This is a genomic window from Modestobacter muralis, assembly GCF_010682105.1.
Lineage (GTDB): Bacteria > Actinomycetota > Actinomycetes > Mycobacteriales > Geodermatophilaceae > Modestobacter > Modestobacter muralis.
This window is the reverse complement of sequence record NZ_JAAGWH010000066.1, coordinates 40,601-63,079: the sequence shown is the minus strand read 5'-3', so window position 1 is coordinate 63,079 and position 22,479 is coordinate 40,601. Positions and strand designations below refer to the sequence as shown.

The following is a 22,479-nucleotide window of genomic DNA, read 5'->3' as shown; positions in this document are numbered from 1 at the left end:
CCGCGCCGGCGGCCGCCCCACCGTCATGACCCCGGAACGGCTCACCGCCGCGCAGGCCATGCGCGCACAGGGCATGACGCTGAACCAGATGGCCGCGACTCTCGGCGTAGGACGTAGCTCTCTGGTCCGCGCGCTGGGGCAGATCCTTGATGGTGCAGCTAGCCCGACGGGCACCACCGAAGAGGATGCACAACTCGCTCTGGAACTGACTGAGCCCGCGCCTTCACAGGCGGCGCTACCCAACATCCAGCTACTGGGAAAGTCACGACGCCGCGGCGGAGATGAGCTTGAGACGCTCGGCTGGCCCGCCGGACACTCCCCCGCCTGCCCCTCATGTGCCCACCCGACTACCGGAGTCGAGGAGCAGTACGCCCGAGTAGACGGGCAGCGTGAGCCAGTCGTCGTCGTACTCGCGCAACCCTGTGGCTGCCTCGTCGATGAGCACGTGGGCGTCTTGCTGGCGACTGTCCCAGCAACCGACTGGTGAACCGATCGCCAAGCGGTCGTGCGCCCCGGGATCGCCGGCCTACGCGTGTTCGTGGCCACGCGCGTCCGTGGCCACGCAGCGCCGCTCGTGCAATGCTCCGGCAGTGATCCGCGAGTACTCAGTGGCGAGCCTTCTCTTGGACGAGACCAACCCGCGGTTCGCGGACGGCGTCGATAGCCAGAGGGAGGCCGTCAACGCCTTGCTCTCCGACGCGCCGGCCAAACTGCTCAAGCTCGCAGGGGACATCGCACGCGAAGGCACTTTGAATCCCACCGAGCTCCCGGTCGTTGTCAGGGAGACCAGTGGCTTAGTTGTTATTGAAGGCAACCGCCGATTGGCCGCGTTGAAGCTATTGGCAAACCCAGAGCTGGCTTTCGACAAGGCTCACCAGCGCAGCCTTCAGCGGCTTAGCAAGAACGGATCCGGACCCACGAAGGTGACCTGCTACCTCGCGGAATCCCGCGACGCTGCAAGGCACTGGCTAAAGCTGCGTCACACCGGCGAGAATAGTGGCGTGGGGGTGGTCGAATGGAAACCCTGGCAGATGAACAACTTCGACCGCCGCCGCGGCACACAGACCGACCGGGCGACCATTTTTTGCGAAGCAGTGGCTACCGCATTTCCAGATGAGGTGGACCTGCTCGCGAATGTGGACGCCGTGCGCCGAGGACGAATCACCACTCTTGGTCGACTGATTGGTGATCCCGCCGTCCGAACTGCGTTCGGTTTTGACTTCAACGGCGACGGCGTAACCTTTCATTTCAGCAACGAGGATCTCCTGCCCGGGCTTCGCAAGATTTTCAGCGACTTCGCTGGCAACCTCGGCGTCTCAGATATCAAGGGAAAGACACTCCGCGTTGCCTATGTCGACAAGTCAAGCGATGTGTTGCCGCCCCGGGGCAACCGACTGCCAGAGCCGCGTCTCGCCGCCGCTTCGACCAATGCCGAAATTTCCGATGTTGACTCAGCAGAGGGCGAACTACCTACACCTGACGACGTAACACCAATACCTACGGACACTAACTCATCTGCTGAACCTTCGGCCACTTCTTCTGATTCGAATGACGACGGAGCAGCTTCCTCTGCGCTAGCGTCGCGGCGGATTCTGCCCCGACAAGAGCGGGTGATCTTCCAGGGGTTGAAGCTGACTCAGGTCGATCTGCGCACATCTAAGCTGCTTGCCGAGGCACAGTCCATCGATATTGACTCAATGTCGGCAGTGACCGGCGTATTAGTTCGAGTCGTCGTGGAGCTGGCGGTCACCGATGCTGTCGTCCGACAGGGTTGGGGCAATGAGGCGGACAAGCTGAAAAGGAAGCTCGGGATGGTGCTTCTTCACCTTGACCCCCAGATCAAAGACCCTGCCCAACGGGACAAGACGCTCGAAGCGGCTTGGGTCCGCACACAAGATGAAGGAATAATCGTACAGACGATGCACGCGTTTGTTCACAACATCAGCACAAATCCAACCGCTGCTGAAGTGCGCGAGCTCAGCAGAACCTTTCGCCCGATGCTCGAGCGCCTCGACGCTTACCTCGCTGCGAACCCCGCCAAATGAGGTACCTGAGTCCCCTTCGATACCCCGGTGGAAAGGGGCGACTGGCGCCCTACATTGCTCGCTTGCTCGCCAGCCAAGCCCCACGGCCCCACGCCTACGCGGAACCCTTCGCGGGGGGTGCGGGCGCGGCCCTGCGTCTGCTCGTCGACGAAGAAGTCCGCGCCATCTACATCAACGATCTGAATCCGGGGATAGCGGCGTTCTGGAGGTGTGTGTTCGAGCAGACCGACGCTTTTGCGGCCCTGATCGAGGCGGCTCCTGTCGACCTCGACGCCTGGCACGCCGCACGCGCAGTCTATGAGCAACCTGAAGGACATGACGACCTTGAGCTGGGCTTCGCCACATTCTTCCTGAACCGCTGCAACCGCTCTGGCATTCTAGGAGCCCGACCCATCGGCGGCCTAGATCAAGCTGGTCGATGGAAGATTGACGCCCGCTTCAACCGTGACAATCTTGCAGAACGAGTGCGTTTGCTCGGCGGCTATCGCGAACGTGCCCACGTCAGCCAACTGGACGCCCGCGATTTTCTCCGTACGCTTGAAGCGCAAGGCACCGACGTCCTGGTATATGTCGATCCTCCGTATCTTGTTCAAGGCGAGGACTTGTACCTCGACTCCCTACGTCCAGACGATCACGCGGAGTTGGCGGCGATGCTGCGCGACAGCAGACTTCCGTGGTTCTTGACTTACGATGTCCATGAACAGATCACCACAGGACTCTACGGCGGACTGCGGACGGCAGAGTTCGATATAGCTCATACCGCCCAGAAACAGCACGTCGGTGCTGAATACGCCGTCTTCAGCGACGAACTGATCGTCCCTGGAATTGATCTGATGAGGCGCGGCGAGTCGCGATGGATCGGGTCCGCAGCACCGGCTTGACCCAACTGGCCGAGGCCCGCTTGCCGTGGATACGCCTCAACCGAGGCTGATTGCGCTCAAGCCATACCGCGGCCGCAGCGCCTAGTGCGGCGAGCTCGATGGAAGGCCAAGTCAGGTAGGCCAGCAGCGCGAGGCTTAGTGTGCCCAGAACCGACCTCCCCTCGAGCTGGCGACGCCTCACTGCCATCTAGGGGGTTCCGCTGATAAAGGAAGTTATTAGCGGGTTCCTGTCGGACCCCTGCTCTAGCGTCCGGAGGCATGGGGACAGCGAGCAACGGCGCGGCCGAGCCGGCGGAGGAGGCGACCGACGTCGTCCTGGTCGATCCCGGCGCGCTGGTCGTGGTCGAGCAGCTCGCGCCCGCCGGCGCCGCGGCGCTGGCCCGGGTGCCCGGCACCGCACTGGACCCCTTTGACCGGCTGGTGGTCGCCTTCCTCACCGGGCGCAAGCAGGCCCACACCAAGACCGCCTACGCCGCCGACCTCACCGCCTGGCGCTCCTGGTGCCTGACCACCGCGCCTCCGGAGTACCGGGTGCACCCGCTGCTGGCTACCCGCCCGCACGTCGACGCCTGGGTCGACCACCTCGCCCGTACCCCCAGCGCCCGCACCCGCCGGCCACTCTCGGCGGCCAGCGTCGCCCGCCGGCTTTCCGCGCTGTCGAAGTTCTACGCCTATGCACTGAGCCTGGGCGTCCTCGACCGCTCACCGCTGGACCAGGTCGAGCGACCGGCGGTGTCGGATGAGTCCTCCACGGCTGGTCTTACTGCCGCCGAACTGGTCGCCCTGCTCGACGCCGCCGATGCCCACTCCCCCCGCTCTGCGGCACTGATCTCCGTGCTGGTGTTCACCGGCTGCCGGATCTCCGAGGCCCTGGGTGCCGACCTCGCCGACTACCGGCACGACCGCGGCCACCGGGTGCTGCGCATCCGCCGCAAGGGCGGCAAGCGCGCCTCCGTCGCCTTACCCCCGGCCACCGTCCGCGCCCTCGACGACCTGATCGGTGAGCGCACCCACGGGCCGATCTTCCTGTCCCGCACCGGTGAATCCTTGGCCTACAAGACCGCCTATGACCTGATCAAACGCCTGGCCAAGACCGCCGGTATCGCCTCAGCCGACCTGATCAAGCCCCATAGCCTGCGCCACGGCTTCGCCACCGAGGCACTGGCCATCGGCATCCCGCTGCAGGACGTCCAGGACGCCCTCGGCCACCGCGACCCTCGCACCACCCGCCGCTACGACCGCACCCGACAGAATCTCGACCGCTCCCCGGCCTACTCCCTCGCCCAGGCCCTGCGCCGCTAGCGGCACCTGCGACCGGGTACCGCGAGCTCGTCATCCGGCCGCGCTGCTCGACACGAGGGGTCCGCCGAGCGCCCAACTCACGGCCCCTCCCTGGAGGGCATGGCGGAGTTGGCTCGTGATGTAGCGGGCACCCGGGCAGCCCGACCCGCTCCCCTACTCCTAAGCTCTTTCGTAGGGTGACTCGTCAGGGTCCTCGCTCAACAGCACTGAACCGGACCGAGTTGCAACGCTCCGATCATGTTCTCTTGAGGGTCACCCGGGATCTAGCTGACTCGTCGGGAGGCACCAGGTGAGCCGTGACCTCACGCGCAGGCACGCCCTCGGGCTGTTGGGGCTGGTGACCGCGAGCGGGCTCGTTGCCTGCTCGAGTTCACCGGACACCGAGGCGGCGTCGGAGGAGAACTCGGGGGATTTCGACTTCACGGGCGCCACACCCCTGGGCCAGGTCATCCCCCAGGCGGAGCGGTTGACGGCTCCCTCCTTCTCCGGAGAGCTGCTGGATGAGTCACCGTTCGACTCCACGGCGCTGGCCGGCGACGTCGCCGTGCTCAACTTCTGGGGCTCCTGGTGCGCGCCGTGCCGGCTGGAAATGCCGGACTTCCAGGCCGTCCACAGCAACGTCAAGGACGAGGGCGTGCAGTTCCTCGGCATCGACGTCAAGGACCAGAGGCAACTGGCCCAAGGCTTCGTGGACTCGATCGGCGTGGACTACCCGTCGATGTTCGACCCTCAGGGCAGGGTCGCCATGGCGTTCCGTGGGTTCCCGGCCAACGTGGTGCCCACCACGATCCTCATCGACCGATCCGGTCGCGTTGCTGCGGTCTACGTCGCCGCGGTGACCGACGACGAGCTACGAGCCGCACTGGACCAGCTGCTCACCGAAGGGGCACCACGATGAGCGAGCCGGAAACCCCCGGACCGGACAAGGGGTCGGCGTGGCGCCCGGCCAAGGCCACCACCCCACCGGGCTGGCTCACCGTCGTACAGGGAACACGTCGGGTGCCGTTCACGCGTGCTCGCGTCTGGGAGGCGTTGGCAGTCTTACGGCCCTACTGCGCTGTTTGCGATGTGACGTATGTGGTGGACGGTCCCTCGACGAAGCGAGGGACCGAGTTCGTCTGCGCTCCCGGACGCCTCGATGGGCAGGAGCCCCCGGGTGGGTCGCCCCGCGGCCGTGTTGTGGAGTGGGAGCCTGAGCACCGCGTCGGGACACGGTTGGAGCTGACCCCCGAAGTGTGGGTGACGACCATCGAGCTCTCCGATGCCCCCGACCAGAGCACCGATGTGGCCATCACCCTCACCCACGAGCCGCTGTCGGGGGGCTTGCTGAAGCGTCGGCGGCAGCGCAAGACCGTGCGCAAGGTCGCCGAGGACACCATCGACTCAGAGCTGGGCAAGGTCGCCGACCATGTCCGCCAGGCCGAGGCGGCCTCCAAAGACCAGCGCGCCTGAGCAGGCCGCTTCAAGGTTGCGGCGACCGGGACACGCCGACTACTAGCTTCCTTAGGTGATGGGTCGACTCCTCGTAATCTCCTCTGTGCTCTGAGTGAGTCGACGAGGGGGGCGGATGGGCCGGCAGCTGCGGGATGCGGAGGCGCCTAAGCGGCGGCGCCCGGGTCCTCCGGCGGGCCGTCGAGGCCCCCTCCTGCTCACCGCCCTGGTCCTGGGCGGCTTCGCGGCCGGTCTGTGGGAGGGCGGCTACGGGCTCAGCTCGCCCGTCGCCCACGCCCATGAGGCGCCTGCCCTGGACATTCCCTACGAGGGCTCCGTCTCCGAGGTCCTCGCCGAGTTCGACGCGCGACCGCAGATCACTGAGCTCGTGGTGGCCGAGCGGCGCGACAAACTGGTCGCAACCCGGGCGGCCCGGGAGGAAGCGGCACGCGAGGCGGCCCGCCCCAAGGCGGTCATGCCGGTCAACGGCCGCCTCACCAGCTCCTACGGGGCGCGCTGGGGAACCACTCACTACGGCCTGGACATCGCCGCACCGATGCGCACCCCGGAGTACGCCGCAGCCGACGGGGTGGTCATCCGGGCTGGGGCGGCCAGCGGCTTCGGGCTCGCCGTCTACATCCTGCATGACAACGGGGATGTGACCGTCTACGGGCACATGGACAAGATCCTGGTGGAGGACGGCCAGCTGGTGTCCGCTGGCGACACGATCGCCCTGCTGGGCAACCGGGGCCAGTCCACGGGCCCGCACCTTCACTTTGAGGTGTTCGAAGGTGGACTCGACGGGCGCCGGGTCGATCCGCGCGGCTGGCTCGCCGAGCGCGGCGTCGACATTTGATCAGCGCGTCACCGCGCTCGAGGTCGCGTTCCAAGCCGGCTTTTAGAGCGCGGCCGGGCTGACCGTCGATCAGGACGGTGGCCGTCGGCCCGCGGGCCAGCTACCTCCAGCAGTTCCACCGCCTGTCCTACTATCCTACTATCCTACTTAGGACGTTAGGCGTGGTGGCTGTGCGAAGGCGGCTGTCCCGGCTCGGGCGAGGAGGGGCGGATCGTGGGATCTGGCATGGGTGGCATGCGCATTCCGGTCGACCCGCCGACGTTGCTTACGCTCTTCACTCCCCAGATCGACGTGACGTCCGTCTTTCCGGCTCTGGCACTGCTGGCCCTGGCGGCATATCTGCTCGGGGTGCGGTCGCTGGGTCGCCGGGGCATCCGCTGGCCACGTCACCGGACGGTCACCTTCACCGTGGGCATCGTGACCGTCCTGCTGGTCACGGCCACGCAGGTCATGGGCTATGCGATGACCCTCTTCTCGATCCACATGCTGCAGAAGATGGTCCTCGCCGTCCTGTCCTCGATGCTCATCATGCTCGGCGCACCGCTCAGCCTGGCTATTCGGGCGCTCCCTCGCCGAGGGCCCGCTGCTCCCCTTCGGCCGCTCCTGCTGCTGGTCATGCGCAGCCGTACCGCCGGGGTCGTGACGCACCCGGTGGTGTCGACGACCTTGTTCGTCGGCAGTCTCTACGGGCTGTACTTCACCCCCACCTTCGACTTCCTGATGGGTCACTGGGCGGGCAGCCTGCTGATGCTGGCGTTCTTCCTCTTCACCGGGCTGCTCGCGTTCGGTGGGGCCTTCGGCCTGGACCCGTGGCCGCATCGGGTTTCTGCACCCATGCGGCTGCTCGAGCTGGTCATCCCGGGTCCTCTGCACGCCTTCTTCGCCGTCGCAGTGATGATGGCCAGCACCCCGCTGGTGAAGGCCTTCGGCCACGCACCGGCCAGCTGGAACGTGGACCTGATGACCGATCAGCTGGCCGCAGGCAACATCGTCTGGGGCTTCGGTGAGCTGCCCACGATCATCGCCGTGGCGATCGTCTTCTGGCAGTGGGTCCGCTCCGAGGAGCGCCACGCTCACGTCGTCGACGGGCGGGTCGAGACTGATCTGGCGGCCTACAACGCCGAGCTCGCCCGCTTGGCTGCCGGCCAGCGCCGGACCGTGCGCTGACCCGATGAGCGTCTCCTCTCCTCCGGCCGGTCCCACCGCTGCCTGTGGCTCATCTGCACAGGTCCACGCCAGCCGAGGGCCGCTGAGTCCGGCACCGGTGGCTGTCCTGCTGGCGCTCATCGGCGGTCTGGCCCTCTGGCTGGCCTTTCCGCCCTTCGGGCTGTGGCCCCTTGCTGCCGTGGGTCCGTTCCTCCTGCTGCTCATCACCCGCGGGCGCTCCGCACTGGCCGGTGCCGCGCTCGGGATGGTGATGGGGGCTGCCTTCTTCCTGCCCTTGCTCACCTGGACGGGCATCTTCGTCGGCGACCTGCCCTGGGTGGCACTGTCGCTCGCGCAGGCGGCGTTCTGCGCCGCGTTGGGCGCCGGCACCGCGGTAGTCAACCGGCTGCCTGCCGCGCCGGTGTGGGCGGCCGGCCTGTGGGTGGCGCAGGAGGCACTGCGCTCGCGACTGCCCTTCGGCGGCTTTCCGTGGGGCCGGCTGGGCTTCGGTCAGGCCGATGCCCCGTTCGCCTCGTTCGCCGCTTACGGCGGGGTACCGCTGGTCACCTTCGCGGTTGCCCTCACCGGGACGGTGTTGACACTTCTGGTCAGGCGACCGGCGATGTCGCGGAGGTCAGCCGCCGGGCAGCAGCCGGCGTCACGCCGGCGGTGGGCACTCGTGTGCGCTGCCGCGGCCGCCGTCCCCGGAGTCGGTGTGCTGGTGGAGCTGCCCTTGGCAGGAAGCCAGCTGTCGGCGGGTGGGGAGCTGGCCACCGTGGCGGTCATCCAGGGCAACGTCCCCCGGTCCGGCCTGGACTTCAACGCTCAACGCAGGGCAGTGCTGGACAACCACGTGGAGCAGACCCTGCTGCTGGCCGAGCGGGTCGACGGTGGCCTCACCCCGCGCCCGGATCTGGTCATCTGGCCGGAGAACGCCTCCGACATCGACCCCTTCCAGAACCCGGATGCTGCCGCGGCGATCGACGGCGCGGCTCGAGCGATCGCGGCACCGATCCTGGTCGGTGCGGTCTTGGATGGGCCGGGGCGCTACCTGACCAATGCCGGCATCGTCTGGGATCCGGTCAGCGGTCCTGGCGCCAGCTACGCCAAGCGGCATCCGGTGCCCTTCGGGGAGTACATGCCCGCCCGGTCGTTCTTCCGTTTCTTCAGCGAGCAGGTCGACCTGCTGCGGCGTGACTTCCTGCCTGGTACCGACCCGGGGGTCCTCGACGTCGGCGGGGTGCGCCTGGGGGACGTCATCTGCTTCGAGGTCGCCTATGACGGGCTCGTCTCCGAGGTCGTGGACGGCGGCGCCTCGTTGTTGGTCGTGCAGACCAACAACGCCACGTTCGGCTACACCGCGGAGAGCGAACAGCAGCTGGCCATGAGCCGGCTGCGCGCCATCGAGCACGGCCGCACCGTGGTGGTCGCCGCGACCAGCGGGATCTCGGCAGTCGTGGCACCCGATGGAACGGTCGTGGACCGCTCCGAGCTGTTCACGCCCTGGTCCTTAACCGGCGCGGTGGCGCAGCGGACCCAGACCACCACAGCCACCCGGCTGGGAAGCACGCCGGAGCTCGCGCTCGCTGCGATCGCTGGCGCCGCTGTCTTGGCCGCTCTGGTCATCGACCGCCGATCCCGGCGGGCGCGCACCCACCCCGAGCACGACATCGAAGAGGAAGGTCCCCATGACCTCTGAAGCATTAGCTGGCCTGTCCGATGCGCTCTTCGGCGTGACGATCGCCGTCTACGGGCTGGCAGCGGTCGGCTTCTGCGCTGAGTTGGCGTTCGGGCGGGCACCTGCGCCTGCCCGCCCGCACCTGGTCGCCGTCACCGCCGGCGCGCCGAACCCGACACTTCCACCCGGGAATGGCGGCGAGGCGCCGAAGGTCCGGCCCGCACGGTGGGGCCAGCTCGGAGTCGTCCTCACCGGCGTCGGCGCGGTTGCGCAGACCGGCGTGCTCGTTGCTCGCAGCGCGGCTGCCGGGCGGGTGCCCTGGGGCAACATGTACGAGTTCGCCACCGCAGCAGTGCTGGTCGGGGTGCTCTCCTACCTGTTCTTGGTGATCCGGATGCCGGCCCTGCGGCGGATCGGTGTCTTCGTCCTGGGTCCGACGGTGATCGGGCTCGTGCTCATCGGCATGTACCTCTATGCCGAGTCCGGCCCGCTGGTGGCCGCGCTGCGGTCGAACTGGCTGGCCGTCCACGTCTCCGCCGCGATCATCTCCTTCGGGGTCTTCATCGTCAGCGGTGTGGCCAGCGCGCTCTACCTGGTCGCCGCCCGGCGAGAAGGGGCGGAGTCACCGGTCGGTGAGCGGGCGACTGGTTGGGGCGACAAGCTGCCCAGCGCGGAGGCACTGGATCGCGTGGCGCACCGGACGGCGGTCTTCGGCTTCCCGATCTGGACGTTCGCAGTCATCGCCGGCGCCATCTGGGCCGAGAGCGCCTGGGGTCGCTTCTGGGGGTGGGACCCCAAGGAGGTGTGGGCGTTCATCTCCTGGGCGCTGTATGCCGCCTACCTGCATGCCCGCAACACCGCCGGGTGGCGCGGAGCGCCGTCGGCGTGGACCAATCTGGTGGCGCTGGGCACCATGGTGTTCAACCTGCTGTTCGTGAACCTCGTGTCGACCGGGCTGCACTCCTACGGCGGCGTCTCCTAGGACGGTTCGGCCGAACCTGCCGGAGCCGCCGACGGCGGTTGCGGTGCGGTGTTGTCCGTGGGCGTGCCGACCGGCGCCTCCTAGGCTGTGGGATGAGACCGAGTTCAGCTGCCCGACGGGAGTCCGCCGGGCAGCGGTGGTGCGCCGATGAGGCGCCCGGGAGAGGTGGGGGCGTGCGCCCGTTCGGTGAGCTGGAAGCGGCGATCATGGCCGAGCTGTGGCGTCGGGGGGAGCCGTCGACGGTGCGCGACGTGCTCGGTGCGCTGTCCTCGTCCCGGAAGCTGGCCTACACGACGGTCATGACGGTGATGGACAACCTGCACACCAAGGGGCAGCTGACCCGGGAGATGTCGGGGCGGGCGTGGCTGTACCGCCCGGTTCGCAGTCGCGCCGAGCACGCCGCCGCATTGCTCCAGGACGTCCTGGCCGAGTCCGGGGACCAGCAGGAGGTGCTCATGCACTCGTGGCTGAGCTGCAACCCGATGCCGTCGCGCAGCTGCGGGCAGCGGTGGAGGCAGCTCGTACTGGGCCGCGGCCGGTGACCGGCGGCCGGGCGTGAGCGCGGCTGTGGCCCTGGCCGTGATCGGGGTGACGATTTTGATCGCCGGGCCACGGTTGGCGGGTGCGGCGTGGACGGCACAGGCACCCCGGCTGGCGATCCTGGCCTGGCAGGCGCTGACGTTCAGTGCTGTGACGGCCTTCGTCCTGGCGGGGGTGACCTTGTTGATCCCGGTCACCACGCTGGCCGGTGATCTCGGGGCGGTGTTCCACGCCTGCGCGGTGAGCGTCGCCAGCGCCTACGGCTCGGCTGAGTTCCTTCCCGGTGCTCTGGCCGGGACCCTGCTCGCTGGTGCCGTGCCCGCGTGGGTGCTGCTGTGCGCTGCGTGGGAGCTGGGTTCTGGGTGGCGGCGGCGGCGGGAGCTGCACCGGTCGATCGACATGGTCGCTGAGCTGGACCACGAGCTGGGCGTGCTGGTCATGGACGCCCAGGCGCCGGCCGCCTTCTGCGTGCCCGGCCGCAAGACACGCATCGTGGTCACCACGGGGACCCTGGCCGCGCTGTCCGAGGACGAGCTGCGCGGTGTGCTGGCACACGAGGCCGCGCACCTGCGGGCGCGGCACAACCTGGCGGTGACGCTGTCCCAGGGGTTGATGCGGGCCTTCCCGCGGGTGCGCCTGTTCCAGGTGGCCTCCGCCCAGACCCGGCAGCTCATCGAGCTGCTCGCCGACGATGCTGCCGCCGCGGACGTCGACCGGGTCAGTGTCGCCTCCGCGATCGTCAGCCTGGTCGAGATGCGGGCACCGGCAGCGGCGATGGCCATGGCGCAAGAAGGGGCGGTCCTGCGGGTCTCGCGGCTGCTGCAGCCGGCCGCTCAGATGACCCCGTGGCGGCACCGCCTGCTGGCTGGGGGCCTGTGGGTCGTGCTGCTCGCCCCGGTGCTGATCGCCGGGCTGCCGACGCTGTCCGCGGCACTCAACGACCTCTGCAACATCTGAGCAGGCGAGCGCCCTCCCGGGCGTACGAAGCGTCCTAGTAGTTTGCGTACGCTTTCAGTGTGAACAGTGAACTGACCCGGCGGACGCTTCTGGCGGCAGGCGTGGCCGGGCTGACCGGTGTGGCGCTGGCGGCCTGCGGCGGTGGTGAGGGATCGGCGTCACCGTCCGACTTAGCGCCGGCCCCCGCAGCGGAGGCGGGCACAGTGACCGTGGGCGCCGACGGCGTCCAGGAGCTGACGATCGCGGTCAGCGATGACTACGTGTTCGTCCCCGACCGGTTCACCGTCGCGCCGGGACCAGTCCGGTTGACCCTCACCAGCAGCGCCAAGCAGATGACCCACAATCTGCTCTTCACCCCAGGCAGTGGACCCGCCGACATCACCGAGGCCATCCAGGTGCTGCCGCCGGGGGCCAGCGACTCCTTCGAGTTCACCGCCTCACAGCCCGGGGACTACCAGTACGAGTGCTCGTTCCACGTGCGGCTGGGCCAGATCGGGACGATGACCGTCACCGCCAGCTGACCAGCCCCCTGCCGTCTCTGCTGCCGGTCACTGGTGGGCGGGGTGTTCGTGTCCGGCGTGGCTGGCCGGCTCCAGCTGGATCGTGGAGTGCTCGACGCTGACCGGGAAGTGCCCGACCAGGCAGGACTGCAGCTGGTCCAGCACCCTGGGTGCATGTCCGTCCTGGAAGCAGGACTCGTCGATGACGACGTGCGCGGTGAGCACCGGCAGCTCGCTGGTGATCTGGGAGGCGTGCAGGTCGTGGACGTCGAGCACGTGCGGCTGGGCCAGCAGGTGCGTCCGCACCTCGTCCAGGTCTAGCCCGGGCGGCGTGCCTTCCAGCAGCACTGACACCGTCTCGCGCAGCAGCTTCAGGGTGCGCGGGATGATCAGCAGCGCGATCAGCAGCGACACCACGGCATCGGCCTGTAGCCATCCGGTGAGCGCGATGATCAGCGCGGCCAGCAGCACCGCGACCGACCCGAGGGCGTCGTTGACGACCTCGAGGAACGCCGCGCGCATGTTCACGTTGGCGCCGCGCCCGCGAGTGAGCACGAGCATGGAGATGAGGTTGCCGGCCAGGCCGATGACCCCGAACACCACCATCGCGGTGGACCCGACCTCCGGTGGCTCGAAGAGCCGGCGGATGCCTTCGACAAAGACGAAGACCCCAACCGCGAGCAGCACCGCCGCCTGCAGGGTGGCCCCGAGCACTTCGGCCCGGCGGTAGCCCCAGGTGCGGGTCGGGGTGGCTGGGCGCAGCGCGAGGTTGGCCGCGATCAGCGCGATGGTCAGGCCGGCGGCGTCGGTGAGCATGTGCCCGGCGTCGGCGAGCAGCGCCAGGCTTCCGGACACGAGCGCGCCGATGATCTCGACGACCAGGACGGTGGTGGTGATGCCCAAGACGATGGCCAGCCGCCGGCGGTGGTCACCGGTCCCTGCTGCGCCTGCGCCGTGGTCGTGACTGTGGCCACCGCTCATCGCGTCGCCTTCTTTCCCTGGGAGGTCACGTGGCCGGGTCGGTGCAGCAGGAGCAGCCCGGCGAGCACACGCAGCCAGCGCTGTCAGCTGCTCCGCCGGCAGGTGCGGCCAGCCGGAGGGCGGAGGCAGGTGAGCAGCAGTCGTCTCCCGCCCACGCTTCCCGGCCTTCCCGCACGGCGATGACGGCGATGACCAGGGCCGCGATGGGGTCTGCCCACGACCAGCCGAGGAGGCTGTTGAGGGCCAAGCCGACGAGCACGACGGCGGACAGGTAGGTGCACAGCAGGGTCTGCTTGGAGTCCGCCACTGCTGAGGCTGAGCCGAGTTCGCGGCCGGCTCGGCGCTGGGCGTAGGACAGCCCGGGCATGACGGCCAGACTCACCGCGGCCAGGATCAGGCCGACCGAGGAGTGTTCGGCCTCCCCCGATCCCAGCAGTGACCGCAAGGCGTCGACGGTCACGAACGCGGCCAGGGCGAAGAACGAGGCCCCGATGACCTTTAGCGCCGCCCGCTCCCGCGCCTCCGGGTCACGGCCGGCGAACTGCCAGGCCACGGCCGCGGCCGAGGACACCTCGATGACGGAGTCCAGGCCGAAGCCGATCAGCGCCGAGGAGGAGGCCTTCGCACCGGCGGTGAGGGCGACGACGGCCTCGATGAGGTTGTAGGTGATGGTGGCGGCCACGAACAGCCGGATGCGGCGGGCGAGGACGGCCCGCCGTTCAGCGGCCAGGGCCGGCGCGGCGAAGGCTGGGGCGGCCTGGGTCGTCGCGGCGGGAGCCGTGGTCAGCCGCAGGGGTTCGATGGCCATCAGCAGCACTCCTCGTCCACGGCACAGGCAGTGGGGTCCACGGCCAACACCACTCCCAGCAGATCATCCAGAGCGTGCGCCAGCCGCGGATCGGCCAGCTCGTACCGGGACCGGCGCCCCTCGGGCACGGCAACGACCAGTCCACAGCCGCGCAGGCAGGCAAGGTGGTTGGACAGCCTCTGCCGCGTCACCTCCAGCTGCTCGGCCAACTCGGAGGGGTAGCCCGGGCCCTCACGCAGGGCCAGCAGGAGCCGGGTGCGGGTCGGGTCGGACAGGGCGTGGCCGAATCTGGTGAGGACCTCGGCGTGCAGGACGGGCATCACGCCGCTGACAGTACAGTTGAACCTGAATTCAGGAGAAAGTGAACTGTCAGGAGGTGGCGATCAGCTTGAGATCCTGAGCGATCTGCTGCGAGGTGTCGCCGGCGGAGAAGACCACCCGCGCCAGATCGTCGTTGCCGAACAGGTAGAGGCTGGTGGCGTGCATCGTGCCCTCGCCCTCGGCCAGGGGGACCCCGGCCGCCTCCTGGGCTGCCTCAACCTCGGCCTGGGTGCCGGTGAGGCCGACGAAGCGGTTGGGCAGTCCCTCATCGAAGCGGGCCAGGTAGGTGCCCAGGAAATCCGCGGTGTCGCGTGCGGGGTCGGTGGTCACGAACACCACCTGGGTGCGGGCGGCGACGTCTGCAGGTGCTGAGCGCAGCGCCAGGGCGACGTCGGCCATGGTCGTCGGGCAGACGTCGGGGCAGTTGGCGTAGCCGAAGAACAGCAGGGTCGGCTGGCCGGCGGTCTTGGCGGAGAAGTCGAAGGCGGCACCGCTCTGGTCGGTGAGGGTGAATGCCGGCCTCGCCTGCGGCTCGGTGAGCTCACGCCCGGCGTAGATCCCCTCCTCCGCGGCGGAGGACACCGACGCCACCCCGTGGTCACCGCCGTGTTCGGCTGAGCTGTCGCTCCCGCCGCAGGCGGCGAGAGTCGCCGTCAGCCCAAGGGCCATGAGCGTTGCTGTGGTCCGGCCGGAAAGCGTTCGCCTAAGCACGTTAGTAGTCTAGGCCGCCGTCGTGGCCGGCCCGCGGGCCACGACCGACCACCAGGCCGGGGCGCTCAGATCGATGAGGAGCCGAGCCCGGTCGCGGCCAGCCAGGACCGCAGGTAGGACATGATCCCCTCCCACAGTCCGGTGACCAGCAGCACTCCCAGCACCAGCAGCAGGATGCCGCCGACGCGCATCACCGCCGGGGCGTGCCGTCGGGCGAAGGCCGACAGGGTCAGTGCGCGCCGGGCGCCGAGTGCCACGAGCAGGAACGGCACCCCGAGCCCGACGCAGTAAGCCAGACCCAGCGCGGCGCCGCGGCCCGCGGAGGCCTCGGTGTAGGCCAGGGTGTTCACCGCCGAGAGGGTCGGCCCTAGGCAGGGGGTCCAGCCCAGCCCGAACACGACGCCGAGGACCGGGGCGCCGGCCAGGCCGGCCGGTGGGCGGCGGTGGATGCGGCGTTCCCGCTGCAGCCAGGGCAGCCCACCGAGGAAGGCCAGGCCCATGAGGATGGTGACCACGCCCATCACTCGGGTGAGCACGGGCGCCCACTCCAGCAGGAGGCGGCCCAGTCCCCCGAACAGCGCCCCGAAGGAGACGAAGACGGCGGTGAAGCCCAGGACGAACAGCAGTGCGCCCAAGACCACGCGCCGCCGTTCGGCGAGCGGGCTCGGGGCCGCGGTGGCCACGGTCCCCGGGGAGGCAGCGGTTGGCTGGGAGGTTGCCGGGGCGGTGCTGGCTGCGCGGGTCTGCGCGCCGGTCAGCCCGGCGACGTAGGCGAGGTAGCCCGGTACCAGCGGCAGCACGCAGGGTGAGGCGAAGCTGACCAGCCCGGCGAGTGCGGCGACGGCGGCCGCGAGCAGCAGGGAGCCGTCGCTGACGATGTCGGCGAAGGCGTCACCGATCTCCCTCACGGGACGCTCGTGGCGGTTGGCGTACCAGTGGCGGGCACGGGCCGGACGTCAGACAAGGAAGGTGCTCCAGTACAGCCAGAAGGTGTGCAGGATCGCGGCGGCCAGGATCAGGAACCAGGCGGTGAGGATGACGCCGTGGAACCGCTGCAGCGTGGTGGCCATGGCAGCCACCGGCCGGGGCAGCCGGGCGTGCACCTGCTCGAGGTTGTGCAGGGTGACGTACCAGAAGATCGGGATGGTCACCGCCCATACGGCCATGCAGTAGGGGCACAGGGCGCCGATGCGGTACAGGCTGCTGAAGATCAGCCAGTGCACGAACACCGCGCCGGCGGAGACGCCGACCTGCAGGCCGGCCCAGAACCACCGCGCGGGTCGGGCGCCGGCCAGCAGCGCCGCCCCGAGGCAGGCGACGACGGGGAAGCCGGCGACGCCCAGCAGGGGGTTGGGGAACCCGAAGGCCTCGGCCTGCTCGCTGGCCATGATCGACCCGCAGCTGAGCACCGGGTTGAGGCTGCAGCTGGGCACGTAGGTCGGGTCGGCGAGCAGCGCGTACTTCTCCACGGCGAGCACGAAAGCCGCGACCAGCCCGGTGAGCCCACCGATCAGCAGCAGCCAGGCCAGGCCTCGCTCGGTGAGGCCACCGGGGGCAGCACCGGCCCCCGGCCGCACCCCGCGCGTGGTCTCGCGACCGGCGTCGCCGGTGGAGCCGGCGACCGGGTCAGCCAGCGAGGGCTGCATCGAGGGCCTCGATGAACTCATCGGTCGTGGTGACCGACAGCTTCTCCCCGTTGAGGAAGAACGTCGGGGTGCCCTCCACCCCGAGGGCGATCCCGTCCTCCCGGTCGCGCAGCACCCGCTCCAGCGTCTCCGGCGCTGCCACGGTGGCATCGAAGTCGGCCATGTCCAGGCCCAGCTCCTCGGCGAAGCCGCGGAAGACCGCGGCCTGGGAGTCCTGCTTCTCCCCCCACTGGCCCTGGGTCTCATACATCCGGTCGTACATGTCTTCGAACCGGTCCTGCTGTGCGGCGGCCTCGACGGCGACCGCGGCGTTCTCGGCGTTGGCGTGCCCGGGCATCGGGAAGTAGCGGGCTACGAAGGTGATCCGCCCCTCGTAGGTCTGGCGGAGTTCTTCGACGAAGGGGTAGGCGGCCAGGCAGCCCTCGCACTCGAAGTCCAGGAACTCCACCAGGGTGACCCGGCCGTCGGCCGCGCTGGACAGGCGGTGGCTGTCCTCACGGACCACGGCCGCGTTCGCGGCCGGGAGCCCGTCGTCTCCGCCCTGGGCGCGGACGACACCGAAGACCGCCAGCGCCACGGCGAAGACGGCGACGAGTGCGGCAGAGATCTTCAGGTTCGAGCTCACGGGGCTCCTTGGTCAGTCGAGGAGTCCGGGACGGCACACGACCAACCCCGTCACCTACTATCATCCGTCGTAGCTGACGCTACAGGCCGCGCACCGGTTGCCGGATGTCAACTTCTGGCCCGGGCAGCACCGATGGCCCACTGCCTGGCTGCCGCGGCAGCGTCTTCAGTCGCCGATCCCAGGAGAGACCCGATGTCCGCCCGCCAGGCACCTCAGCCCGCGAACTCCTCCACGGTGACCGCGGTCCCGCGGCTCGTGCGGATGGTCGTCGCGGCAGTAGCGCTGGCGATCGTGGTCGTGACGGCCGTGATCGTGCTGCGGCTGCCCTCCTCCTCGGTCGGGGTGGTCGCCTTCGGCCCAGTCGATCAGGTCGCCATGTTCGGGCTGGGGCTGCTGGTGGCCGCGGCGGTCCTGTGGCTGGGCCGCCCGCGGGTCGACGCCAACGAGCACGGCATCCGGGTACGCAACATCGCCACCGGCCAGGAGCTGTCCTGGTTCGAGGTCGCGGCTGTCCGCTTCGAGGAGAAGTCCTCCTGGGCCACGCTGTCCCTGCGCAACGGCGATGAGCTGTCCGTGGTGGCCCTGCAGGCGTGGGACGGCCAGCGGACCCTGACCGCGGTGCGCGGCCTGCGCTCGCTGCTGGCGGCCCATCAGGCCGCGAACGTCAAGCCACGCGAGGACCTGCTGTACCCACCGGACTGACCCGGCTCCGACGCACCGGCACCACAGCCGGGCATCGAGGGACATCGGGCGCCCGTGGCGTGCCATCTACGGTTCTCCCGCCAAACTGGCCACCCGTAGCGCACAGAAGGGACCCACATGCTCCTCGCGCGCTCCATCGCCTTGTTCGTCGTGGCGGCCATCTTCGAGATCGGGGGTGCCTGGCTGGTCTGGCAGGGGGTGCGCGAGCACCGGGGGTGGCTGTGGATCGGCCTGGGCATCATCGCTCTGGGCGTGTACGGCTTCGTCGCCACCCTGCAGCCGGATGCCGAGTTCGGCCGCATCCTCGCCGCTTACGGCGGCGTGTTCGTGGCCGGGTCGCTGGCCTGGGGGATGGTGGCCGACGGTTACCGCCCGGACCGCGCCGACGTCATCGGGGCGCTCATCTGCCTAGCTGTAATGCCCAGCAGCGTTGTTGACGGTGGTGCGGGTGATCGGTGGTTGTCCGCCGAGTGCGGTGTGGTTGCGGTGATGGTTGTAGGTGTGGAGCCATCCGGGCAAGGTCGCGGCGCGGTCGGCTGAGCTGGTGAAGGGTCGGATGTAGGCCCACTCGTCGGCCAGGGTGCGGTTGAAGCGTTCGGCTTTGCCGTTGGTCTGGGGCCGGTAGGACCGGGTGAAGCGCGGCTCGGCGCCCAGGTCGAGCAGGGCTTGGCGCCAGGCGTGGCTCTTGCGGTAGGCCATCGCGTTGTCGGTCATGACGCGTTCGATCCGGTTGATACCGAGGGTGGCGAAGAAGGCAGCGGCCGAGCGCAGGAAGCCGGCGCAGGTGGCCGCGGTCTCGTCCCGGTGGATCTCGGCGTAGGCCAGCCGGGTGTGGTCATCGATCGCGCAGTGCACGAAGTCATAGCCGACCCGCCGGCCGGCGTTGAGTTCGGCGCGGCTGGCCAGCTGCTCGGCTGAGCCGCGGCCGTGGACCCGCCAGCCACCGCCGTCGCGGATCGCCCCGAGCTTCTTCACATCCACGTGCACCAGCTCGCCGGGGCGGGCGCGCTCGTAGCGGCGGATGAGTTCGCCGGTGGGGCGGTCGAGCCAGGCCAGTCGGTGCATGCCGTGCCGGGTCAGCACCGCGTGCACTGTCGATGGGGCGAGTCCGACCAGGGGGCCGATCCGCGCTGGCCCGAGCTTGCGCTCGGCCCGCAGCACCAGCACTCGTGCCTCGAGTTCGGGGCTGGTCCTGCCCGGCAGGCGATGGGCTCGGCTGGGTCGGTCGATCAGGCCGGCTGGGCCTTCGGCCCGCCAGCGGGCCAGCCACTTGTAGCCGGTGGCCCGGGAGATGTTCAGCTCGGCCACCACGTGGGCGACCGGGCGACCTTGCTCGATGACTCGGCGGACCAGTTCCGCTCGGCCATGCACGGTCAGGCGGGCATTAGCGTGAGACACGGGACCTCCGGGTCGTTGGTGAGGCGTCAGCACCCACACCTTCGCCCGGAGGTCTCCTCACGTCTCAGCCCGGCACGCTGTCAACAACGGTCGTGGTCACTACACCTAGCTGGCGTGGCCGTGATCATGTACGCGCCGCGGCCCAGCTGAGCCACACAGACTCCGTCGCTCCCTTCCTGCTCGCTGACCCTAAAGGCTACGAAGAAGTCTCGTAGGCGGGGAACCAGCGGGACGCTGGCGACGACTGAGTGGTCGTGATCAACGCCCTCTTTGCTCCCGCCCGCCAAGTGGCGGTCGTCGTCGGTGCCGCTCTGGGCACCGTTGTCCTGGCTGCCACTACAGCCAGCGCACACGTCGAGGCCACCGCGGACGGCGCCCAGGCAGGGGCCGGTCCGGTCACGGTCGCCTTCGACATCGCCGCGGAGTCCGACACCGCGGGCATCACCGGAGTCAAGACCCAGCTGCCCGCCGGCCTGGCTCCCTCATCGGTCTCCCTGGCCTCCGGGCCCCAGGGATGGGTCCTGGCTCCCACCGCGGACGGCTACGAGATCGCCGGCCCCGCACTCGAGGTCGGGGTCAACGCCGAGCTGAGCGTCGCGATCACCCAGCTCCCGGCCGACGCCACGACGGAGCTGCCCTTCAAGACACTCGTGAACTACTCCGACAACTCCGAGGACGCCTGGATCGAGCTGCCGACCGCCGACAATCCCGACCCGGCCAACCCGGCTCCCTCGATCACCGTGACACCGGCCGCCGCCTCCGCACCGACCGCCGCCCCCACGTCGTCCTCCGCTCCGGCACCCAGCTCGAGCACCATGCCCACGAGTGAGGCCCCGGCGAGCCAGGCCCCCACGGACACCGATACCGCCGCTGCCGCCACCACCGACGAAGGGTCATCGTCGACCGGCCTGGTGATCGGGCTGATCGCGGTGATCGCGGTGATCACCGGAGCCGTCCTGTGGTTCCGGCGTCGGCAGTCCAACGCCTCCTGAGGTCGATCCCCACCTCTGAAGAGTCGCCCTCGCGCAGCGCATCCGCTCTGCAGCGGTGCCGGGACGGCAGCGCCCGCACCGGCCTGCCGGCCCGGGCCTACGCGGGTGCACTCAGGCCACACGCTCGGCTAGCATCGCCTCATGACGATGACATCCCCATCGGGTGAGTCTTTGGCGGACTGCCGGATCGAGACGGTCGGTCTGTCGCCGGCTGCGTCGTTGTTTCACAGCCTGTCTGATCCGGCGCGTCTGGCGATCCTGCGCCACCTGAGCCTCGGTGAGCACCGCGTCGTGGAGCTGACCAGGCATCTGGGTTTGGCTCAGTCCACCGTGTCCAAGCACCTGGCCTGCCTGCGCGACTGCGGCCTCGTCGACTCGCGCCCGCAGGGGCGGGCGTCGATGTTCTCCCTCACCACCCACGACGAGCTCCTCGATCTCCTCGCCGCCGCGGAGCGGCTGCTGGCGCTGACCGGTGACGCTGTGGACCTCTGCCCGACCTACGGGGCGGACAGCCGCGAGGAGGTCACGGCCCGATGAGTGAGACCACTGCCCTGACGTCGGCCGAGACCGAGCGGCTGACCAGGCGTGGGCTGCGCCTGACGCAGTTCACCGTCCTCTACAACGTGGCCGAGGGCGCCATCGCCATCACCGTCGGCATCCTGGCTGGCCTGGTCTCCCTCATCGGCTTCGGCCTGGATTCCGGCATCGAATCGGCATCCGCGGTCCTCGTGGGCCTGCGCCTGGCGGCGCGGCTGCGCAACGGGGAGGCCGACGAGGCCAAGGAGCGCCGGGCCCTCAAGGCCGTGGCGATCACCTTCTTCGTCCTCGCCGCCTATGTGATCGTCGAGGGCATCCGCAGCCTGCTCAGCGATGAGGAACCCGACACCTCCATCGTCGGCCTGGTGCTGCTGGCCGCCTCAGTGGTCATCATGCCGCTGCTGGCGCGCGCGAAGCGCCGCGTCGGCCTGGCCCTCGGTGGCGATCGGCTGATCCTGGCCGACGCCGCGGAGACCAGGATCTGCGTCCTGCTCAGCATCTCGACCCTGATCAGTCTGGGTCTCTACGCCCTCGTCGGCTGGACGTGGCTGGACCCCGTCGCCGGCTTCGTCATCGCCGCCTTTGCCATCAGCGAGGGTCGGGAGGCCTGGGAGGGCGAGCTCGTCGAGGACGATGACGATGACGACTGACCCCGGGCCGGTCGTGACACCCGATCAGCCTCGGCGCGGCCGTCCTGGCGTGGTGCGTCTGGGCCTTGGTGCCGCGGTCCTCGTGCTCGCCGGGGCTGACCTGGCGGTCAAGGAGATCGCGGAGGACAGCCTGTCCGCAGGCGAGAGCGTGGACGTGGGTCTCCTCGCCCTGCGCCTGGGATACAACCCGGTGCAGGGTTCAGCCTCGGGGCGGACCTGCCCAGCTGAGTCGTGATGGCGGTGAGCGGCCTGATTACCGCTGCAGTGGCGGTCTATGCCTGGCGCGTAGTCAGAGTTGCCTCCGCGCTGTTGCTGATCGGGTTGGTCTCGGTCCTCGCCGGCGCCCTCGGCAACCTGGTCGACCGCGCCGGCGACGGCCTGGTCACGGACTACCTGCACACGGGCTGGTGGCCGACGTTCAACGTCGCCGACGTCCTCATCACCCTGGGCGCGATCACCGTTGCCCTGGCAGCGCTGCGTGAGGACACCTCGGCCTGCGATGGCGAGCGTGTCGACAAGCCCGTGACAGCGCCCGGTACCTGACCCGGCAGTTGGGACCGCAATTCCCTCGCCCCCGAAGCAGCATGCGACAGGGGGCTTGGACTGGGTCGCTGGTCTCGATGCGCGGACGCACTGCCTGGCTCCGGGGACCGGCTTCCTGCGAAAGCTGGCCGGTCGCCCTTAAGCCGTTCGACCTCACTGCCGTTGCCACTACACCGAGTAGTAGCAACCAGATGTGAGGACGCGAGCAGATGAGCACCGGAGACCTTCGACGCAGCGGGGCACGCGC

Annotated in this window: 27 protein-coding genes and 1 pseudogene; 20 read left to right on the top strand and 8 right to left on the bottom strand. The window is 69.3% G+C overall.

Going from position 1 to position 22,479, the window contains the following annotated elements:
* The 13 genes from GCU67_RS21480 to GCU67_RS20470 form a co-directional block, all read left to right on the top strand.
* On the top strand, positions 1-487 hold a 487-nt coding region (locus GCU67_RS21480; protein WP_211661809.1), incomplete at its 5' end, for a helix-turn-helix domain-containing protein.
* A gap of 103 nt (positions 488-590) precedes the next feature.
* On the top strand, positions 591-2,045 hold the full coding sequence (locus GCU67_RS20525) for a hypothetical protein (protein WP_163613223.1): 1,455 nt from the start codon (positions 591-593) through the stop codon (positions 2,043-2,045).
* Complete coding sequence (locus tag GCU67_RS20520; RefSeq protein ID WP_163613222.1) at positions 2,042-2,926, top strand: DNA adenine methylase; 885 nt, start codon at positions 2,042-2,044, stop codon at positions 2,924-2,926. Before GCU67_RS20525 ends, GCU67_RS20520 begins: the two co-directional genes overlap by 4 nt.
* A gap of 258 nt (positions 2,927-3,184) precedes the next feature.
* Positions 3,185-4,228, top strand: coding sequence for a tyrosine-type recombinase/integrase (locus tag GCU67_RS20515; protein WP_163613221.1), 1,044 nt, complete (start codon positions 3,185-3,187; stop codon positions 4,226-4,228).
* A gap of 289 nt (positions 4,229-4,517) precedes the next feature.
* The gene (locus GCU67_RS20510; protein ID WP_163613220.1) at positions 4,518-5,126 is read left to right on the top strand and encodes a redoxin domain-containing protein; all 609 of its coding nucleotides are present in this window, start codon (positions 4,518-4,520) and stop codon (positions 5,124-5,126) included.
* A 341-nt stretch (positions 5,127-5,467) separates the two neighbouring features.
* The gene (locus GCU67_RS22180; protein WP_246215457.1) at positions 5,468-5,680 is read left to right on the top strand and encodes a hypothetical protein; all 213 of its coding nucleotides are present in this window, start codon (positions 5,468-5,470) and stop codon (positions 5,678-5,680) included.
* A gap of 115 nt (positions 5,681-5,795) precedes the next feature.
* The gene (locus GCU67_RS20500) at positions 5,796-6,515 is read left to right on the top strand and encodes a M23 family metallopeptidase (protein WP_163613218.1); all 720 of its coding nucleotides are present in this window, start codon (positions 5,796-5,798) and stop codon (positions 6,513-6,515) included.
* A 291-nt stretch (positions 6,516-6,806) separates the two neighbouring features.
* Positions 6,807-7,682 carry a cytochrome c oxidase assembly protein gene (locus GCU67_RS20495; RefSeq protein ID WP_163613217.1) on the top strand — a complete coding sequence of 292 codons (876 nt, stop codon included), beginning with the start codon at positions 6,807-6,809 and terminating at the stop codon, positions 7,680-7,682.
* Between the two features lie 97 nt (positions 7,683-7,779).
* Positions 7,780-9,360 (top strand): apolipoprotein N-acyltransferase, encoded by a 1,581-nt coding sequence (gene lnt / locus GCU67_RS20490; RefSeq protein ID WP_338105189.1) that lies wholly within the window; start codon positions 7,780-7,782, stop codon positions 9,358-9,360.
* Complete coding sequence (gene ccsB / locus GCU67_RS20485; protein ID WP_163613215.1) at positions 9,350-10,321, top strand: c-type cytochrome biogenesis protein CcsB; 972 nt, start codon at positions 9,350-9,352, stop codon at positions 10,319-10,321. Before lnt ends, ccsB begins: the two co-directional genes overlap by 11 nt.
* A 173-nt stretch (positions 10,322-10,494) precedes the next feature.
* Positions 10,495-10,863 (top strand): BlaI/MecI/CopY family transcriptional regulator, encoded by a 369-nt coding sequence (locus GCU67_RS20480; protein ID WP_338105188.1) that lies wholly within the window; start codon positions 10,495-10,497, stop codon positions 10,861-10,863.
* 13 nt (positions 10,864-10,876) lie between these two features.
* Positions 10,877-11,818: a M48 family metalloprotease gene (locus tag GCU67_RS22940; RefSeq protein WP_163613214.1), complete on the top strand. Its 942-nt coding sequence runs from the start codon at positions 10,877-10,879 to the stop codon at positions 11,816-11,818.
* Positions 11,819-12,021: 203 nt separating this feature from the next.
* Positions 12,022-12,339 carry a plastocyanin/azurin family copper-binding protein gene (locus GCU67_RS20470; protein WP_338105187.1) on the top strand — a complete coding sequence of 106 codons (318 nt, stop codon included), beginning with the start codon at positions 12,022-12,024 and terminating at the stop codon, positions 12,337-12,339.
* 27 nt (positions 12,340-12,366) lie between these two features.
* Here GCU67_RS20470 and GCU67_RS20465 read toward each other — a convergent pair whose 3' ends face one another.
* The 7 genes from GCU67_RS20465 to GCU67_RS20435 form a co-directional block, all read right to left on the bottom strand.
* Complete coding sequence (locus GCU67_RS20465; RefSeq protein WP_163613212.1) at positions 12,367-13,299, bottom strand: cation diffusion facilitator family transporter; 933 nt, start codon at positions 13,297-13,299, stop codon at positions 12,367-12,369.
* 25 nt (positions 13,300-13,324) lie between these two features.
* Positions 13,325-14,107 (bottom strand): cation diffusion facilitator family transporter, encoded by a 783-nt coding sequence (locus GCU67_RS20460; RefSeq protein WP_163613211.1) that lies wholly within the window; start codon positions 14,105-14,107, stop codon positions 13,325-13,327.
* Complete coding sequence (locus GCU67_RS20455) at positions 14,107-14,427, bottom strand: ArsR/SmtB family transcription factor (protein WP_163613239.1); 321 nt, start codon at positions 14,425-14,427, stop codon at positions 14,107-14,109. The genes GCU67_RS20460 and GCU67_RS20455 overlap by 1 nt, the downstream gene beginning before the upstream one ends.
* A 49-nt stretch (positions 14,428-14,476) precedes the next feature.
* Entirely contained in the window at positions 14,477-15,010 is a 534-nt protein-coding gene (locus tag GCU67_RS20450; protein ID WP_338105186.1) for an SCO family protein, read from the bottom strand.
* Between the two features lie 194 nt (positions 15,011-15,204).
* Positions 15,205-16,047: a cytochrome c biogenesis CcdA family protein gene (locus tag GCU67_RS20445; RefSeq protein WP_338105185.1), complete on the bottom strand. Its 843-nt coding sequence runs from the start codon at positions 16,045-16,047 to the stop codon at positions 15,205-15,207.
* 48 nt (positions 16,048-16,095) lie between these two features.
* Entirely contained in the window at positions 16,096-16,785 is a 690-nt protein-coding gene (locus GCU67_RS20440) for a vitamin K epoxide reductase family protein (protein WP_211661808.1), read from the bottom strand.
* Entirely contained in the window at positions 16,766-17,410 is a 645-nt protein-coding gene (locus GCU67_RS20435; protein ID WP_163613208.1) for a thioredoxin domain-containing protein, read from the bottom strand. Before GCU67_RS20435 ends, GCU67_RS20440 begins: the two co-directional genes overlap by 20 nt.
* 192 nt (positions 17,411-17,602) lie before the next feature.
* Between GCU67_RS20435 and GCU67_RS20430 the strand changes: the two genes are divergently transcribed.
* Together GCU67_RS20430 and GCU67_RS20425 are read left to right on the top strand one after the other, a co-directional pair.
* Positions 17,603-18,112 carry a PH domain-containing protein gene (locus GCU67_RS20430; protein WP_163613207.1) on the top strand — a complete coding sequence of 170 codons (510 nt, stop codon included), beginning with the start codon at positions 17,603-17,605 and terminating at the stop codon, positions 18,110-18,112.
* 117 nt (positions 18,113-18,229) lie between these two features.
* Positions 18,230-18,472: pseudogene (locus GCU67_RS20425) on the top strand (YnfA family protein); the annotation flags it as partial.
* Positions 18,473-18,520: 48 nt separating this feature from the next.
* On the opposite strand, the gene GCU67_RS20420 reads toward GCU67_RS20425, so the two are convergent.
* Positions 18,521-19,510 (bottom strand): IS481 family transposase, encoded by a 990-nt coding sequence (locus tag GCU67_RS20420; RefSeq protein WP_163613235.1) that lies wholly within the window; start codon positions 19,508-19,510, stop codon positions 18,521-18,523.
* Between the two features lie 254 nt (positions 19,511-19,764).
* Between GCU67_RS20420 and GCU67_RS22935 the strand changes: the two genes are divergently transcribed.
* The 5 genes from GCU67_RS22935 to GCU67_RS21470 all read left to right on the top strand — a co-directional run bounded on the left by GCU67_RS22935 (position 19,765) and on the right by GCU67_RS21470 (position 22,232).
* Entirely contained in the window at positions 19,765-20,502 is a 738-nt protein-coding gene (locus GCU67_RS22935) for a DUF1775 domain-containing protein (protein WP_163613206.1), read from the top strand.
* Positions 20,503-20,643: 141 nt separating this feature from the next.
* Complete coding sequence (locus GCU67_RS20410; protein ID WP_163613205.1) at positions 20,644-21,039, top strand: ArsR/SmtB family transcription factor; 396 nt, start codon at positions 20,644-20,646, stop codon at positions 21,037-21,039.
* The gene (locus GCU67_RS20405) at positions 21,036-21,689 is read left to right on the top strand and encodes a cation diffusion facilitator family transporter (protein ID WP_163613204.1); all 654 of its coding nucleotides are present in this window, start codon (positions 21,036-21,038) and stop codon (positions 21,687-21,689) included. Before GCU67_RS20410 ends, GCU67_RS20405 begins: the two co-directional genes overlap by 4 nt.
* Positions 21,679-21,924 carry a signal peptidase II gene (locus tag GCU67_RS21475; RefSeq protein ID WP_211661807.1) on the top strand — a complete coding sequence of 82 codons (246 nt, stop codon included), beginning with the start codon at positions 21,679-21,681 and terminating at the stop codon, positions 21,922-21,924. The genes GCU67_RS20405 and GCU67_RS21475 overlap by 11 nt, the downstream gene beginning before the upstream one ends.
* Before the next feature lie 5 nt (positions 21,925-21,929).
* Positions 21,930-22,232: a signal peptidase II gene (locus GCU67_RS21470; RefSeq protein ID WP_211661806.1), complete on the top strand. Its 303-nt coding sequence runs from the start codon at positions 21,930-21,932 to the stop codon at positions 22,230-22,232.
* Positions 22,233-22,479: the final 247 nt, after the last annotated feature.